Genomic DNA, 16,304 nt, shown 5'->3' on the forward strand with positions numbered 1-16,304 from the left:
TACGCAACTTTCATGTCACTATGTTGTTGCAGAAACGTGGTCTAAGCCCCCGCAGACAGATTTGATTCGGGATAACGCGGATGGCCATCGAGCTACTGGATTCAGCGAACGTGGTTGACACTTCTCAGGCTTGCATCGGCACGAAAGCTGCCGTCCCGACGACCGACGTGCTTGGCCGGATCGCCAATCTTGAGACGCGCCTTGCCCGCACGGCATCGGAAATCGATGCTGCCCAGGCCGTGCGCTACAAGGTTTTCGTCGAGGAGATGAAGGCGCAGGTCGGCCCCGAGGCCGATCGGCGCAAGCGTGACGTCGACAGCTGGGACGCGATCTGCGACCACCTGCTGGTTCTCGACACCTCGATCGAAGGCGACGCCGAAGATCAGATCGTCGGGACATACCGGTTGCTGCGCCAGGATGTGGCTGAGCGCTCCGGCGGCTTTTACTCGTCTTCCGAATTCGCGATCGACGCGCTTCTCGCCCGTCATCCGACCAAGCGCTTCATGGAGCTCGGCCGCTCCTGCGTCCTGCCGGACTACCGGACCAAGCGCACGGTCGAACTCCTGTGGCAGGGCAATTGGGCCTATGCGCTCAAATACGGCATGGACGCGATGTTCGGCTGCGGCTCGTTCCCGGGTGTCGTTCCGGCCGAGCATGCGCTGGCGCTGTCCTTCCTGCACCACAACATCCGCGCCCGCGACGACTGGGCCGTCAGCGCACGGCCCGAGCTGCACCGGACGATGGATTTGATGCCGGCCGAGGCGATCAATGCCAAGAAGGCGCTCGCCGCTCTGCCGCCGTTGATCAAGGGCTATATGCGCCTCGGCGCGATGGTCGGCGATGGCGCCGTGGTCGATCATGCGTTCCGCACCACCGACGTTCTGATCGTTTTGCCGATCAGCAATATCTCGGGCCGCTACCTCAACTACTACGGCGCAGATGCCGGACGTTTCGGTGGCGCCGCCTCCTGACCGGGTCCCGGTGAGGTTAACCAATTATTAATGATGGATTTGACTTTCAAGGTCGAAAGAGAGACATGTATTGTCATGTTCTTCTCTAATTTCATGACGAACGAATAGAGAAAATAAATGGAGAAACTGCCGATCTTCCGGGGGTCGACAGGTATATGGTTCCCAAGACTCCGTCTTTCATTACCTTAAACATAAATGCATTGCCTGTTATTAAGCCCGCCTCCTTTTCGGAAAGCGGGCTTTTCTTCTTTATAGTTGTATCGAATTGCTACCAATCGGGGTCGCGCGTTGACCCGAATGAAGGCGGCTGCACCAAAATGAAGCAGCCGCCGGACCGGCAATGCCGGTCCTACATGCCGGCGTTGTAGGCCGCGATCGCCGCCATGTTGACGATGTCGGAATCCTTGGCCGACATCGAGACGATCTGGATCGACTTGTCGAAGCCGACGAGCAGCGGGCCGATCACCGTCGAGCCGCCGAGTTCCTGCAGCATCTTGGTCGAAATCGATGCCGAGTGGAACGCCGGCATCACGAGCACGTTTGCCGTGCCCGAGAGGCGGCAGAACGGGTATTGCTCCATGACGCGAGCATTGAGCGCCACGTCGGCGGCCATCTCGCCGTCATATTCGAAATCGACGCGGCGCTTGTCGAGGATATTGACCGCTTCGCGCACCCGCTCAGAGCGTTCGCCCTGGGGATGGCCGAAGGTGGAATAGGCAAGCATTGCCACGCGCGGCACGTAGCCAAGCCGCTTGGCGAGGCCGGCTGCTTCCTCGGCGATATCGGCAAGCTCCTCCGAAGAGGGCATGTCGTGAACCGCCGTGTCGGCGACGAGCACCGTGCGGCCGCGGCAAAGCGCGATCGAGACGCCGATGACGCGGTGGCCGGGCTTCGGGTCGATGCAGCGACGCACGTCTTCGAGTGCCGTCGAATAATTGCGGGTCAGGCCCGTCACCATGCCGTCGGCATCACCGAGCGCCACCATGCAGGCGGCGAAGTGGTTGCGGTCGTTGTTGATCAGGCGCTGGGCGTCGCGGAAGAGGAAGCCCTTCCGCTGCAGGCGGGCATAGAGATAGTCCGTATAGGCGCCGACGCGCTTGGAAAGCCGCGCATTGACGATCTGGATGCCGGGGCGGTCGAGGTCGATGCCCTCGCGCTCTGCCGTCTCGCGCATGCGCTCCTCGCGGCCGAGCAGGATGGCGGTGCCAAGCTGCTGGTTGGCATACGCGATTGCAGAACGCATGACCTGCACCTCTTCGCCCTCTGCAAAGACGATGCGCTTCGGCTGGCGCCGGACGCGCTCGTAGATGCGCTGCAGCGTCGAGGCGATCGGGTCGCGGCGGGCGGAGAGTTGCCGGCCATAGGCTTCGAGGTCGGTGATCGGTTTGCGGGCGACGCCGCTTTCCATCGCCGCCTTCGCAACCGCCATCGGGATCGCCGAAATCAGCCGCGGGTCGAAGGGGACCGGGATGATGTATTGCGGACCGAAACGCGGACGGTTGCCCTGGTAGGCTGCGGCGACATCGTCAGGAACGTCTTCCTTGGCAAGGCTCGCCAGCGCTTCAGCCGCTGCGATCTTCATCTCGTCGTTGATGGTCGTCGCGCGCACGTCTAGCGCGCCACGGAAGATATAGGGGAAGCCGAGCACGTTGTTGACCTGGTTCGGATAGTCAGAACGGCCGGTGGCGACGATCGCGTCGTCGCGGATGCGGGCGACTTCTTCCGGCGTGATTTCCGGATCCGGGTTGGCCATGGCGAAGATGATCGGCCGCGGCGCCATCGAGCGCACCATGTCTTCCGAAAGGGCGCCCTTGGCCGAGAGGCCGAAGACCACGTCGGCGCCGTCGAGCGCTTCGGCGAGCGTGCGGCGCTCGGTCTTGACCGCATGCGCCGACTTCCACTGGTTCATGCCCTCGGTGCGGCCTTCGAAGATCACGCCCTTGGTGTCGCAGAGGATGATGTTGTCAGAGGCAAAACCCATCGACTTGATGAGCTCGATGCAGGCGATTGCCGCCGCACCCGCACCGTTGCAGACGAGCTTCGTCGTCTTGAAGTCGCGACCGGTCAAGGCCAGCGCGTTGATGAGGCCGGCTGCGGCGATGATCGCCGTGCCGTGCTGGTCGTCATGAAACACCGGGATGTCCATGACCTCGCGCAGCTTCTGCTCGATGATGAAACAGTCCGGTGCCTTGATGTCTTCGAGGTTGATGCCGCCGAAAGAGGGCCCGAGGAAACGCACGCAGTTGATGAACTCGTCGACGTTTTCGGTATCGACTTCAAGGTCGATGGAGTCGACGTCGGCAAAGCGCTTGAACAGCACGGCCTTGCCTTCCATGACAGGCTTTGACGCAAGTGCGCCGAGGTTGCCGAGGCCGAGAATGGCCGTGCCGTTCGAGATCACGGCCACCATGTTGCCGCGCGTCGTGTAGTCATAGGCGGTGTTGGGGTCCTCGGCGATCGCCTTCACGGGGACTGCGACGCCCGGAGAATAGGCAAGCGACAGGTCGCGCTGGGTGGCCATCGCCTTGGTGGGAGAAATCTCCAGCTTTCCGGGACGACCCTGCGAGTGAAAATCGAGCGCTTCCTGCGCGGTGACGCTCGTCATGGTGCGATCGGTCTTGTCGGTGGCCGGCATGTTTCCTCAATCCTCCTGTGGGCGAGCCTTGCGGCGCGCCTCTTTATGGTTGTCGTCTATAATTCCTTGGCGATAGTGTGCCATCTCTTTTTTCGGGACAATCATGAATTTCGTGACAGACTATTCGACCCGCGCGGGGGAGGTTTTATCCGCAGCCGAATTGGCGAGCGAGGAAAGCCGTTCCACGGCGACGCCGATGATGGAACAGTTCATCGAGATCAAGGCGAACAACCCGGATTCGCTGCTGTTCTACCGCATGGGCGACTTCTACGAGCTGTTCTTCCAGGACGCGGTCGAAGCCTCGCGCGCGCTCGGCATCACGCTCACCAAGCGCGGCCAGCACATGGGTCAGGAAATTCCGATGTGTGGCGTGCCGGTACATGCGGCCGACGATTACCTGCAGAAACTGATCGGTCTCGGCTTTCGCGTCGCCGTCTGCGAGCAGGTGGAAGACCCGGCGGAAGCGAAGAAGCGCGGCAGCAAGTCGGTGGTGCGCCGCGACGTCGTGCGCTTGGTCACTCCGGGCACGATCACCGAAGAGAAACTGCTTTCGCCGTCCGAGACCAACTATCTGATGGCGCTGGCGCGCATCAAGAGCGGGTCCGAGCCTGCCTACGCGCTCGCTTGGATCGACATTTCGACCGGCATCTTCCGCCTCGCCGAGACAGCCGAGAGCCGGCTGCTTGCGGACATCCTGCGTATCGAGCCGCGCGAACTGATCCTTGCAGACACCGTGTTTCACGACCCGGAACTAAGGCCCGTCTTCGACGTGCTCGGCCGCGTTGCCGTGCCGCAGCCGGCGGTCTTGTTCGACAGCGCCACGGCGGAAGGGCGCATCAGCCGCTACTTCGGCGTCAAGACGCTTGATGGCTTCGGCACGTTTTCCCGTGCGGAACTCGCAGCCGCTTCCGCGGCGATCTCCTATGTCGAGAAGACCCAGCTTGCCGAACGCCCGGCACTCGGCACGCCGGAGCGCGAAAGTGCCGCCTCGACCTTGTTCATCGATCCGGCGACCCGCGGCAATCTCGAACTGGTGAAGACGCTGTCCGGCGCGCGCGAGGGCACGCTGCTGAAGGCGCTCGACCGCACGGTGACAAGCGGCGGCGCCCGCCTTCTTGCCGAGCGGCTGATGTCGCCGCTGACCGACCCGGACCGTATCAATGAGCGTCTCGATTCCATCGAGATCCTGGCGGACCAGCCGTCCTTTGCCGGCGACCTGCGCGATGCGCTACGTCGCGCGCCGGATATGCCGCGCGCCCTGTCGCGACTGGCGCTCGGGCGCGGCGGCCCGCGCGACCTCGGTGCCATCCAGGCCGGCTTGCACGCGTCTGCGTCGATTTCGCGGTTGATGGCGGCGGGCACCCTCTCGGACGAACTGAAGGATGCGCGCGCCGCAATCGATGCGCTTCCCGCAGGCCTGCTCGGCCTGCTCGATGCGACGCTTGGCGACGAGCTGCCGCTTCTGAAGCGCGACGGCGGTTTCGTCTGCGAAGGCGCCAATGCCGAGCTCGATGAGGTCCGGGGCCTGCGCGACCAGTCGCGCCGGGTGATCGCCGGGCTGCAGCTGCAATATTCCGAAGAGACCGGCATCAAGTCGCTGAAGATCAAGCACAACAACGTGCTCGGCTACTTCATCGAGGTGACGGCGGGCAATGCCGGCTCGATGACCGACACCGACGCCGGTCGCGCCCGTTTCATCCATCGCCAAACGATGGCGAACGCGATGCGCTTCACCACGACGGAACTGGCCGAGCTTGAAAGCAAGATCGCCAACGCCGCCGACCGGGCGCTGTCGATCGAGCTCGCAGCCTTCGACCAGATGACGGCGGAGGTCGTTGCCGCGGCCGAGGTGCTGAAGGCGGCAGCGTTCGCGCTTGCGACCCTCGACGTCTCGGTCGGGCTTGCGGTCCTTGCCGAGGAGCAGGCCTATGCCCGCCCCACCGTTGACCGCTCGCGCATGTTTGCCATCGACGGCGGCCGACATCCGGTGGTCGAGCAGGCACTGAAGCGCCAGGCATCGAATGCCTTCGTCGCCAATGGCTGCGATCTCTCTCCGCCTGAGGGCGAGGAGGGTGGCGCGATCTGGCTGCTCACCGGTCCCAACATGGGCGGTAAATCGACCTTCCTGCGCCAGAACGCGCTGATCGCGATCATGGCGCAGATGGGCACCTTCGTTCCTGCCGCGAGCGCCCATATCGGCATCGTCGACCGGCTCTTCTCCCGCGTCGGCGCCTCCGACGATCTGGCGCGCGGTCGCTCGACCTTCATGGTCGAGATGGTCGAGACCGCGGCGATCCTCAACCAGGCGACCGACCGCTCGCTGGTGATCCTCGACGAGATCGGTCGTGGCACCGCCACCTTCGACGGCCTGTCAATCGCCTGGGCGGCAGTCGAGCACCTGCATGAGGCGAACCGCTGCCGCGGCCTCTTTGCCACCCACTTCCATGAACTGACCGTGCTCTCGGAAAAACTCGGCCGTCTCTCGAACGCGACGATGCGCGTCAAGGAATGGCACGGCGATGTGATCTTCCTGCATGAGGTCGGTCCGGGCGCCGCCGACCGCTCCTATGGCATTCAGGTCGCGCGTCTCGCTGGCCTGCCGGCCTCGGTCGTGGCTCGCGCCAAGGACGTGCTCGCCAAGCTCGAGGACGCCGATCGCAAGAACCCGGCGAGCCAACTGATCGACGATCTGCCGCTGTTCCAGGTGGCGATCCGTCGTGAAGAGGTGAAGCCCGCCGGAAACTCCAAGATCGACGAGGCGCTGAAGGCGCTGAACCCCGACGACATGACGCCGCGCGAGGCGCTCGATGCGCTCTATGCGCTGAAGAAGGAACTGAGCGCCGCCAAGGCGGGATGACAGGACGTGCGTGCGGTTTTCCGCTCGCACTCTATCACCCGTTGGCCGAAGCGGCGCTACGCCTTTTTCCTGTGCAAGCCGTCTGTAAAAAGGCTATACAGCGCCGCACGCTTTTGCGGGCGCGGCGCTCGAATTGTTGTGTGGTCTTTATTCGGCCTCGGTCGCAAGGATCATGCAGGAGCGCTTGACAGCGAACGACCACGCAACCAGTCGGACAGGACGCCCCTCGGCACTTCATGGGCAGACACGAAACCTTCTTTCCCGAAATCCTCGACGTCGCAGCGCTCCGGGCAAAATGCGACTTCATCGCCTCGGCCCACGCCGAACAGCGCGACCCGATGCGTCAGGCATTGCTGGCGGCTTTCAAGCAGGCAAATGTCGCCGGCCGGGCGAAGGCCCGCGAGCTGTTCAACGCCGATGGTGCTGGCATTCTCTGCGCCGAACGTATTTCCTGGCTGCAGGATCAACTGATTACAGTGCTGCATGATTTCGTGCTGAACGAGATCTTCGACGCAGCCAATGCACCGCCCGCGTCCCGGATCGCCGTGACGGCGGTCGGCGGCTATGGCCGCGGCACGCTGGCGCCGGGTTCAGACATCGATCTTCTGTTCCTGCTGCCGGTCAAGAAGGCCGTCTGGGCCGAGCCGGCGATCGAGTTCATGCTCTATATACTCTGGGATCTGGGCTTCAAGGTCGGCCACGCCACCCGCACCATCGACGAGTGCATCCGGCTATCGCGCGCCGACATGACGATCCGCACGGCCATCCTCGAGACGCGCTATATCTGTGGCTCCGAGACATTGTGCGCCGAGCTTGAAACGCGCTTCGATCATGAGATCGTCCGCAACACCGGCCCGGATTTCATCGCCGCCAAGCTTGCCGAACGCGACGAGCGCCACCGCAAGGCCGGCGACACGCGCTACCTCGTCGAGCCCAACGTCAAGGAAGGCAAGGGCGGGCTTCGCGACCTGCACACGCTGTTCTGGATCGCCAAGTACTTCTACCGGCTGAAGGACACCGCCGACCTCGTCAAGCTCGGCGTGCTTTCGCGGCAGGAGTACCAGCTCTTCCAGAAGGCCGAGGACTTCCTCTGGGCGGTGCGCTGCCACATGCATTTCCTCACCGGAAAATCCGAGGAACGGCTCTCTTTCGACATCCAGCGCGAGATCGCCGAGGCACTCGGCTATCACGACCATCCGGGCCTTTCAGCCGTCGAACGCTTCATGAAGCACTTCTTCCTGGTGGCAAAGGACGTCGGCGATCTCACCCGTATCTTCTGCGCAGCACTCGAAGATCAGCAGGCCAAGGACGCGCCCGGCATTTCCGGGCTCATCGGCCGCTTCACCCATCGTAGCCGCAAGATTGCCGGAACGCTCGATTTCGTCGACGACGGCGGTCGCATCGCGCTTGCAAGCCCCGACGTCTTTAAGCGCGATCCGGTCAATCTGCTGCGCTTCTTCCACATCGCCGATATCAACGGGCTGGAATTCCACCCGGCGGCACTGCGCCAGGTCACGCGGTCGCTGAGCCTGATCAAGCCGGCGCTGCGCGAAAACGAGGAGGCGAACCGCCTCTTCCTGTCGATCCTCACGTCCCGCCGCAAGCCGGAGCTGATCCTCCGGCGCATGAACGAAGCCGGCGTGCTCGGCCGCTTCATTCCGGATTTCGGCAAGATCGTCTCGATGATGCAGTTCAACATGTATCATCACTATACGGTCGACGAGCATCTGCTGCGCACCGTCGACGTGCTGTCGCGCATCGAAGGCGGTATCGAGGAGGAGGCCCATCCGCTCGTCGCCAAGCTGATGCCGGGGATCGAGGAGCGCGAGGCGCTCTATGTCGCCGTGCTGCTGCACGACATCGCCAAGGGCCGGCCGGAGGATCACTCGACCGCCGGCGCCAAGGTGGCACGCAAGCTCTGCCCGCGCTTCGGGCTGTCGCCGAAGCAGACGGAGCTGGTCGCCTGGCTGATCGAGGAGCATCTGCTGATGTCGATGGTCGCCCAGACGCGCGACCTCAACGACCGCAAGACGATCGTCGACTTTGCCGAGCGGGTACAGTCGCTTGATCGGTTGAAGATGCTGCTCGTCCTGACCGTCTGCGATATCCGCGCCGTCGGCCCGGGTGTCTGGAACGGCTGGAAGGGACAGCTTCTGCGCACGCTCTACTACGAGACCGAGCTGTTGCTGTCGGGCGGCTTCTCCGAGCTGTCGCGCAAGGAGCGTGCGGCCCATGCCGCCGTCATGCTCGGCGAGGCCTTGACGGACTGGTCCGAGAAGGAGCGCGAGGATTACGTGCGCCTGCACTACCAGCCCTATCTCCTGACGGTGGCGCTGGAAGACCAGATCCGGCATGCGCGCTTCATCCGCGAGGCGGATGCCGCCGGCAAGGCGCTGGCGACGATGGTGCGTACCCACCAGTTCCACGCGATCACCGAAATCACCGTGCTTTCGCCCGACCATCCGCGGCTTTTGACCGTGATTGCCGGTGCCTGTGCGGCCGCCGGCGCAAACATCGTCGACGCGCAGATCTTCACGACCTCGGACGGCCGTGCGCTCGATACCATCCTCGTCAACCGCGAGTTCGCCGTCGACGAGGACGAGATGCGCCGGGCAGCGAGCATCGGCAAGCTGATCGAGGACGTGCTTTCGGGCCGCAAGCGGCTGCCGGAAGTCATTGCCAGCCGCACCAAGGTGAAGAAGCGCACCAAGGCGTTTACCGTCACGCCGGAAGTGACGATCAGCAACACGCTGTCGAACAAGTTCACCGTGATCGAAGTCGAAGGCCTCGACCGTCCAGGCCTCTTGTCCGAGATCACCGCGGTGCTATCCGATCTTTCGCTCGACATCGCCTCGGCCCACATCACCACCTTCGGTGAAAAGGTGATCGACACCTTCTACGTCACCGATCTCGTCGGCCAGAAGGTGACGAGTGAAAACCGTCAGATGAACATTGCCGCCCGCCTCAAGGCCGTCATGGCCGGGGAGGGGGACGAGGCGCGCGACCGCATGCCCTCGGGCATCATCGCGCCGCCCCCGGGCGTTTCCTCCGCTCAAAGAACGACAAAAGCCGAAACATGAGTCTGGTCAAGAAATTTGCAACCGTCGGCGGCGCGACGCTCGGAAGCCGCCTGTTCGGCTTCATCCGCGAAACCTTCATGGCGGCAGCGCTTGGCACCGGCCCGGTTGCCGACGCCTTCAACACCGCCTTCCGTCTGCCCAACACCTTCCGCCGGCTGTTTGCCGAGGGCGCCTTCAATTCCGCTTTCGTGCCGCTCTTTGCCCGGGAAATCGAGGCGAACGGCATGGATGGGGCGCGGCGTTTCTCCGAGGAGGTCTTTGGCGTCCTCTTCACCGTGCTCCTGTTCCTGACGATCGCGATGGAACTGACGATGCCCTTCATCGTCAGCAACCTGATCGCGCCCGGCTTTGCCGACGATCCGGAAAAACTCGGAAGCACCATCGTCTTTGCCGCGATCATGTTCCCCTATCTCGCCTGTATGTCGCTGGCGGCGATGATGGCGGGCATGCTGAATTCGCTGCACCGCTATTTCGCGGCGGCGATCGCGCCGGTCTTCCTCAATTTCATCCTCATCGGCGTGCTCGGCTATGCCTGGTATGCGGGCCAGGATCCGATCGCGGTCGGCTACGGCCTTTCCTGGGGCGTCATGGCCGCCGGTCTCGTCCAGCTCGCAATCGTCTGGATCGCCGTGCGCGATGCCGGCATCAAGATCGGCCTTCGTCGCCCGAAGATGACCGCCAACGTGAAGCGCCTGCTCGTACTGGCGCTGCCGGCGGCGATCACCGGCGGCATCACCCAGATCAACCTCCTGATCAACACCAACATTGCGTCTGCCCAGGAAGGTGCGGTGTCGTCGCTCGTCTATGCCGACCGTATCTATCAGCTTCCGCTCGGCGTCGTCGGCATTGCCGTCGCAACCGTGCTTCTGCCGGAGCTCGCCCGCGCGCTGCGTTCGGGCAATGTCAACGAGGCCTCGAACCTGCAGAACCGCTCGGTCGAGTTCACGCTGTTCCTGACGCTGCCGGCCGCCGCCGCTTTGCTCGTCATGTCCGAGCCAATCGTCCGGTTGCTGTTCGAGCGCGGCAAGTTCTCGCCGGAATCGACCATCATCGTCGGTCATATCCTGGCAATTTACGGCCTCGGCCTGCCGGCCTTCGTGCTGATCAAGGCCTTCATTCCCGGCTTTTTCGCGCGCGAGGACACGCGCACGCCGATGATCTTCGCCGCGATTTCCGTCGTCGTGAACGTGTCCCTGGCGCTCACCCTGTTCCCACGGCTTGGCGCGAGCGGCATCGCCACCGCCGAGATCGTTGCCGGCTGGGTGAATGCCGTGCTGCTTTTCGCAACGCTTGTCTGGCGCGGCCATTGGGGCAGGGACATCCCGCTTCTGACCCGTATCCCGCGTCTCGTCCTCGCGGCGGCGGGCATGGCGGCGGCGCTGTATTACGCTGTCGGCTGGTTCGCTTTCGAACTGTCCTCTGCCGCGTCCCTGCTGACGCGGGCAACGACGCTGACGGGCCTGGTCGCAGTCGCCATGGTGATCTACTTCGGGCTCGCCTTCGGCCTCGGCGGCGCGAGCCTCGGCATGATCCGCCGCAACATCAAGCGGGGCGCGAAAGCGCCTGCGGAGCCTGCAGCAACGCCGGAGGCGGGTGACTGATGCGCCAGACGATCGCACGCATTGCCCTGGTCGTGCCGGATTATGACGCCGGCATCGCCTTCTATTGCGGCAAGCTCGGTTTTGATCTCTTGGAGGACACCGTTCTCGACGCCACCAAGCGCTGGGTCGTCGTCCGTCCCAAGGGGGCCGTCGAAACGGCGCTGCTGCTTGCCAAGGCTGACGGCGAGCGCCAGCAGGCGGCGGTCGGCAACCAGACCGGCGGGCGGGTCGGGTTCTTCCTGTTCACCGACGATTTTTCCCGCGACCATGCGGCGATGCTGGCCGCAGGCGTCGTCTTTCTGGAGGCGCCGCGCCATGAGCCCTATGGCACCGTGGCGGTCTTCAGCGATCCCTTCGGCAACCATTGGGATCTGCTGCAGCCGGCGGGATGAAGGGGCTTCTCCGAGCCTCTTGATTGCCTCTCATCCTGCGTGCATAAGCCAGTCCGTTAGCTACATGGGCGATCATGCCCTGGGGCCCTCCACCAGCCTATTGAGGACGACATGAACGAATTTAAGCCGCTCGTATTCTCCGGCGTTCAGCCGACGGGCAATCTCCATCTCGGCAATTATCTCGGCGCGATCCGCAAGTTCGTGGCGCTGCAGGAAAACAACGATTGCATCTATTGCGTCGTCGACCTGCACTCGATCACCGCGCAGCTCGTGCATGAGGACCTGAAGGGGCAGATCCGCTCGATCGCCGCCGCCTTCATCGCTTCGGGCATCGATCCGAACAAGCATATTGTCTTCAACCAGTCGGCCGTGCCGCAGCACGCGGAACTCGCCTGGATCTTCAATTGCGTCGCCCGCATCGGCTGGATGAACCGCATGACGCAGTTCAAGGACAAGGCCGGCAAGGACCGCGAGAATGCGTCGCTCGGCCTGCTGGCCTATCCGAGTCTGATGGCGGCCGACATCCTCGTCTATCGCGCCACCCATGTTCCCGTTGGCGACGACCAGAAGCAGCACCTGGAGCTGACGCGTGATATCGCCCAGAAGTTCAACATCGACTTCATGGAGCATATTCGCAGCGCTGGTTACGGTGTCGACATGGTTGTCGGCGAAGAGCCGATCCATGCCTACTTCCCGCCGGTCGAGCCGCTGATCGGTGGCGCTACGCCGCGCGTCATGTCGCTGCGTGACGGCACCAAGAAGATGTCGAAGTCGGATCCCTCCGATCTCTCGCGCGTCAACCTGATGGACGACGCAGAGACGATCTCGAAGAAGATCCGCAAGGCCAAGACCGATCCGGACGCGCTTCCGAGCGAAGTGGACGGTCTGAAGGGTCGTCCCGAGGCGGACAACCTCGTCGGTATCTACGCGGCGCTGTCGGACAAGACCAAGGAGCAGGTGCTCGCCGAATTCGGTGGGCAGCAGTTCTCGGTCTTCAAGCCGGCGCTGGTCGACCTTGCGGTTGAGGTTCTCTCGCCGATCACGGCCGAGATGCGCCGCCTGATGGGCGACACCGCCCATATCGACGCAATCCTTAGGGATGGCGGCGAGCGGGCGCGGGCGCGGGCAGAAAAGACGATGCGCGAAGTGCGCGAAATCATCGGCTTTCTGCAGTAAATTGATTGGGTCCGGGGAACTCCCGGACCCAGTTTCATTTTGATGGTCGGACTTCGCTAGCCGAAGTGAACCTCGACCGGAAAGCCTCGGGCACTTTTCCGTGCCCTCGTCCGAAACGCAAAAATCAGACCTTGCGGCGGCTCGCGCGGGATGTATTGTTCACCCTATGGTCTCGACCCGACTCTCTCGACTTGAAGGACACCGCCGCAAATTCATGGCGGTGATAGACGATACCCCGGAATGCGGGCGCGCCGTGCACTATGCGGGCATGCGCGCCAAGAATTCCAATGGTGGCCTCGTCCTGCTCTATGTGATCGCCGACGGCGACTTCCAGCAATGGCTGGGGGTCGAGGAAATCATGCGTGCGGAAGCACGCGAGGAGGCCGAGGCGACGCTCGCCAAGGTGTCCCAATCGGTCCGCGAGCGGATCGGCATCGAGCCCGAGGTCGTCATCCGCGAGGGCACGGCCACGGAGCAGATCCACGCGGCGATCGAAGAAGATCGCGACATCGCCATTCTGGTTCTCGCGGCCGGCTCGGCGAAAGAAGGCCCCGGTCCGCTGGTGTCGTCCATTGCCGGCAAGGCCGCGGCCTTTCCGATCCCCGTCACGGTCATCCCGGATGCCTTGACGGATGAGGAGATCGACGCGCTCAGCTGACCTGCGTCGCTATGTGCTCTTGCGACTAGACGGCCATGCTCCTATATTCTTTTGAATTATTCTAAAAAGCTGGGCGGATGCCGCTCCGGCGAAACGGAGACAGACATGTTCATTCAGACCGAAGCCACGCCGAATCCGGCGACGCTGAAGTTTTTGCCGGGCAAGGTCGTCCTGGAAAACGGCACGGCCGAGTTCCGCGACGAGGAAGAAGCACGCGCCGGCTCGCCGCTCGCGGCACGGCTGTTTTCGATCCCCGGCGTCACCGGCGTCTATTTCGGCTACGATTTCATTACCGTCAGCAAGGAAGGCCAGGAATGGCAGCACCTGAAGCCGGCGATCCTCGGTTCGATCATGGAGCACTTCATGTCGGGCCAGGCGATCATGGCTGGCAGCGGCCGCGCCGAGCAGTCCGACGAGGAAGACGAGTTCTTCGACGAGGGTGACGAAACGATCGTCGCCACGATCAAGGAACTGTTGGAAACCCGCGTACGTCCGGCCGTCGCCCAGGATGGCGGTGACATCACCTTCCGCGGCTTCAAGGATGGGACTGTGTTCCTCAACATGAAGGGCGCCTGCTCCGGTTGCCCGTCGTCCACCGCGACGCTGAAGCATGGCGTGCAGAACCTGCTGCGCCACTTCGTTCCCGAGGTGGAGGCCGTCGAGGCCGTCTGATATAGCGCGCGCCTGTCCGGCGCGCCGGTTTCGCGTATCGATTTTGCCGCAAAGCCCGATCGGCTTTGCGGCTTGTGGCGTCTGAAAGATCCTGCGTTGAAATGATTGTACTTGCGCTCGACACGTCCGGTTCCGGTTGCTCCGTTGCCGTCTATGACAGCGAAACGGAAGCCGTGCTCGGGCGTTCCGGGGCCGATCTCGGCAAGGGACACGCCGAGCGGCTGATGGAGTTCGTCGACGAGGCATTGGCTGCGTCCGGCCGGTCGCTTGACGCTATCGACCGCATCGCCGTCACTGTCGGCCCGGGATCCTTCACCGGCATTCGCGTCGGCGTAGCGGCCGCTCGCGGCCTGGCGCTTGCGCTCGGCAAACCCGCCGTCGGCGTCTCGACACTTGCGGTCGTGGCCGAGGGGCTGCGCCGGACGGCCGCCGGAAAGCCCGTCCTTGTCGCCATCGACGCCAAGCGGGACGAGGTCTATCTCCAGGCTTTCGATGCGACCGGTAGCGCCACGGGTGAGCCCGAAGCACTCTCCGTCGGAAGTGCGCGCGAACGATTTGCCGGTTTCGACGGCGTCATAGGCGGCTCCGGCGCGCATCTCGTCGCTGCCGATCTACCGCTCAAGCCTTCAGAACTCATCGATGTCGCCGCCGTCGCCAAACTTGGTGCCGCTGCCGATCCAGCCTCGGCCAAGCCGCGTCCGTTATATCTCCGAGGCCCCGACGCCAAGCCGCAGGCGGGCTTCGCGATTGCCCGAGCATAGACCGAGATGAGCTTCACCGATTACTTCACCCGCCGCACCGAGTTCGACATCTTCCCCTTGGAGGAGGCGGACCTGATTGCCGCGGCGGCGCTGCACCGTCAGCGTTTCGCGGCCCCGTGGAGCGATGGCGAAATCCATGCGCTTCTGGTCCAAGAGACGGTGTTCGGCTTTGTCGCCCGGCAGACCAATGGCAGCTTTCGCCCGGCATTCGGTGGGTTTGTCCTGTCGCGTGCGGTTGCCGGTGAGGCGGAAATCCTGACGATCGGTGTCGAGCCGCGTTATGCGCGCTCCGGTCTCGGCTGGCGGTTGATGCAGGCGGCAATGCGTGAAGCGCTGGTCAAGGGCTCCGAGGCCCTGTTCCTCGAAGTCGACGAGACCAACCAGCCGGCAATCGGGCTTTACCGTAAGCTCGGCTTCAACAAGGTCGCCGAACGCCGCGCCTATTACCAGGACAAGGCCGGCCAGCGGACCGCCGCGCTTGTCATGCGGCTCGATCTTCGCTAGTCCCGACACGGACAGGGGCAGGATGAGGAAGGCCAAGGCGGTCTTCCGCCCGCATCCCGCATTACCCTATCGGAACAGGTCACGATGATCGCGCCGCGGTTCGGCTCCAGATCATCGAGATTCTCAAGGTCTCGCGCAGGAAAACTCTTCCCGGATGGTCAATTGGCTACGGATCGCGATCTTCGCAGCGCTTCTGGCGCTGGTTTCGCTCGTGCTGATGCCGCTTCAGGTCGTCTGCCTCTGGCTTGATCTGAAACCCCGGCGCCGTCTGCCGCGATATTGGCACCGGCTCGCCTGTTACCTTCTTGGCATAAAGGTGCGCGTTCATGGCATGGCGGATCGCCGCCGGCCGCTTTTGATCTGCGCCAACCACGCCTCCTGGAAGGACATTCTGGTGCTCTCCTCGGTTGCCGACGTCGTCTTCGTCGCCAAGTCCGAGGTGAAGGGCTGGCCGGTCTTCGGCGTGCTTGCCCGGCTGCAGGCGTCGATCTTCGTCGAGCGCGAGCAGAAGCGCTCGACCGGCAAGCAGGTGAGCGAAATCGGCGAGCGCATGGCGGCCGGTGAAATCGTCGTGCTCTTTCCCGAGGGAACGACCTCCGACGGCAACCGTCTGCTGGAGATCAAGACCTCGCTTTTCGGGGCTGCCGCTTCCGCCGTGCCGCATTCGCCGACCGGTCTCGTGCATGTGCAGCCGGTCGCGATCTCCTATACCGGTATCCATGGCATGCCGATGGGCCGCTTCAACCGGCCGATCGCCGCCTGGCCGGGCGACACCGAACTGGTGCCGCATTTGCTCGGCATCCTGCGTGAGGGCGCGATCGAAGTCGACGTCGATTTCGGTGAGGCCATCGATTACGACCGCCATACCAATCGCAAGGAGGTGAGCCGCACGGTCGAGCAGCGCATCCGCAGCATGCTGTCGGATCGTCTGCGCGGGCGGGCTTGAAACGCCCCGGGCAAGGACCGCTGCGCCGAAAATACTTCAACTTCCGACCGC

Annotated in this window: 12 protein-coding genes; 11 read left to right on the plus strand and 1 reads right to left on the minus strand. The window is 63.5% G+C overall.

The window, feature by feature from the left end:
- Nucleotides 1-80: 80 nt before the first annotated feature.
- A complete protein-coding gene (gene olsB, locus FA04_RS00160) occupies nt 81-971 on the plus strand; it encodes a l-ornithine N(alpha)-acyltransferase (RefSeq protein WP_034797430.1) in 891 nt (296 codons plus the stop codon).
- 349 nt (nt 972-1,320) lie between these two features.
- Here olsB and FA04_RS00165 read toward each other — a convergent pair whose 3' ends face one another.
- Nucleotides 1,321-3,606 carry an NADP-dependent malic enzyme gene (locus tag FA04_RS00165; RefSeq protein WP_034797427.1) on the minus strand — a complete coding sequence of 762 codons (2,286 nt, stop codon included), beginning with the start codon at nt 3,604-3,606 and terminating at the stop codon, nt 1,321-1,323.
- Nucleotides 3,607-3,709: 103 nt separating this feature from the next.
- On the opposite strand from FA04_RS00165, the gene mutS reads away from it, so the two are divergent.
- The 10 genes from mutS (at nt 3,710) to olsA (ending at nt 16,253) form a co-directional block, all read left to right on the plus strand.
- On the plus strand, nt 3,710-6,463 hold the full coding sequence (gene mutS / locus FA04_RS00170; protein WP_034797424.1) for a DNA mismatch repair protein MutS: 2,754 nt from the start codon (nt 3,710-3,712) through the stop codon (nt 6,461-6,463).
- A 236-nt stretch (nt 6,464-6,699) separates the two neighbouring features.
- On the plus strand, nt 6,700-9,543 hold the full coding sequence (locus tag FA04_RS00175) for a [protein-PII] uridylyltransferase (protein ID WP_034797421.1): 2,844 nt from the start codon (nt 6,700-6,702) through the stop codon (nt 9,541-9,543).
- Nucleotides 9,540-11,144, plus strand: a complete 1,605-nt coding sequence (murJ, locus tag FA04_RS00180; RefSeq protein WP_034797419.1) for a murein biosynthesis integral membrane protein MurJ — start codon at nt 9,540-9,542, stop codon at nt 11,142-11,144. Before FA04_RS00175 ends, murJ begins: the two co-directional genes overlap by 4 nt.
- Complete coding sequence (locus FA04_RS00185) at nt 11,144-11,536, plus strand: VOC family protein (protein WP_034797417.1); 393 nt, start codon at nt 11,144-11,146, stop codon at nt 11,534-11,536. The genes murJ and FA04_RS00185 overlap by 1 nt, the downstream gene beginning before the upstream one ends.
- 111 nt (nt 11,537-11,647) lie before the next feature.
- A complete protein-coding gene (trpS, locus tag FA04_RS00190) occupies nt 11,648-12,712 on the plus strand; it encodes a tryptophan--tRNA ligase (RefSeq protein ID WP_034797415.1) in 1,065 nt (354 codons plus the stop codon).
- A gap of 166 nt (nt 12,713-12,878) precedes the next feature.
- Nucleotides 12,879-13,370 (plus strand): universal stress protein, encoded by a 492-nt coding sequence (locus tag FA04_RS00195; protein ID WP_034797413.1) that lies wholly within the window; start codon nt 12,879-12,881, stop codon nt 13,368-13,370.
- A 105-nt stretch (nt 13,371-13,475) separates the two neighbouring features.
- Nucleotides 13,476-14,042, plus strand: coding sequence for a NifU family protein (locus FA04_RS00200; RefSeq protein WP_034797411.1), 567 nt, complete (start codon nt 13,476-13,478; stop codon nt 14,040-14,042).
- Nucleotides 14,043-14,143: 101 nt separating this feature from the next.
- Entirely contained in the window at nt 14,144-14,803 is a 660-nt protein-coding gene (gene tsaB, locus FA04_RS00205; RefSeq protein WP_034797409.1) for a tRNA (adenosine(37)-N6)-threonylcarbamoyltransferase complex dimerization subunit type 1 TsaB, read from the plus strand.
- 6 nt (nt 14,804-14,809) lie between these two features.
- Nucleotides 14,810-15,307, plus strand: a complete 498-nt coding sequence (locus FA04_RS00210; protein ID WP_034797407.1) for a GNAT family N-acetyltransferase — start codon at nt 14,810-14,812, stop codon at nt 15,305-15,307.
- Between the two features lie 154 nt (nt 15,308-15,461).
- Nucleotides 15,462-16,253 carry a lyso-ornithine lipid O-acyltransferase gene (olsA, locus tag FA04_RS00215; protein ID WP_034797405.1) on the plus strand — a complete coding sequence of 264 codons (792 nt, stop codon included), beginning with the start codon at nt 15,462-15,464 and terminating at the stop codon, nt 16,251-16,253.
- Nucleotides 16,254-16,304 lie beyond the last annotated feature (51 nt).

Origin of the sequence: Ensifer adhaerens, assembly GCF_000697965.2 — a bacterium.
Lineage (GTDB): Bacteria > Pseudomonadota > Alphaproteobacteria > Rhizobiales > Rhizobiaceae > Ensifer > Ensifer adhaerens.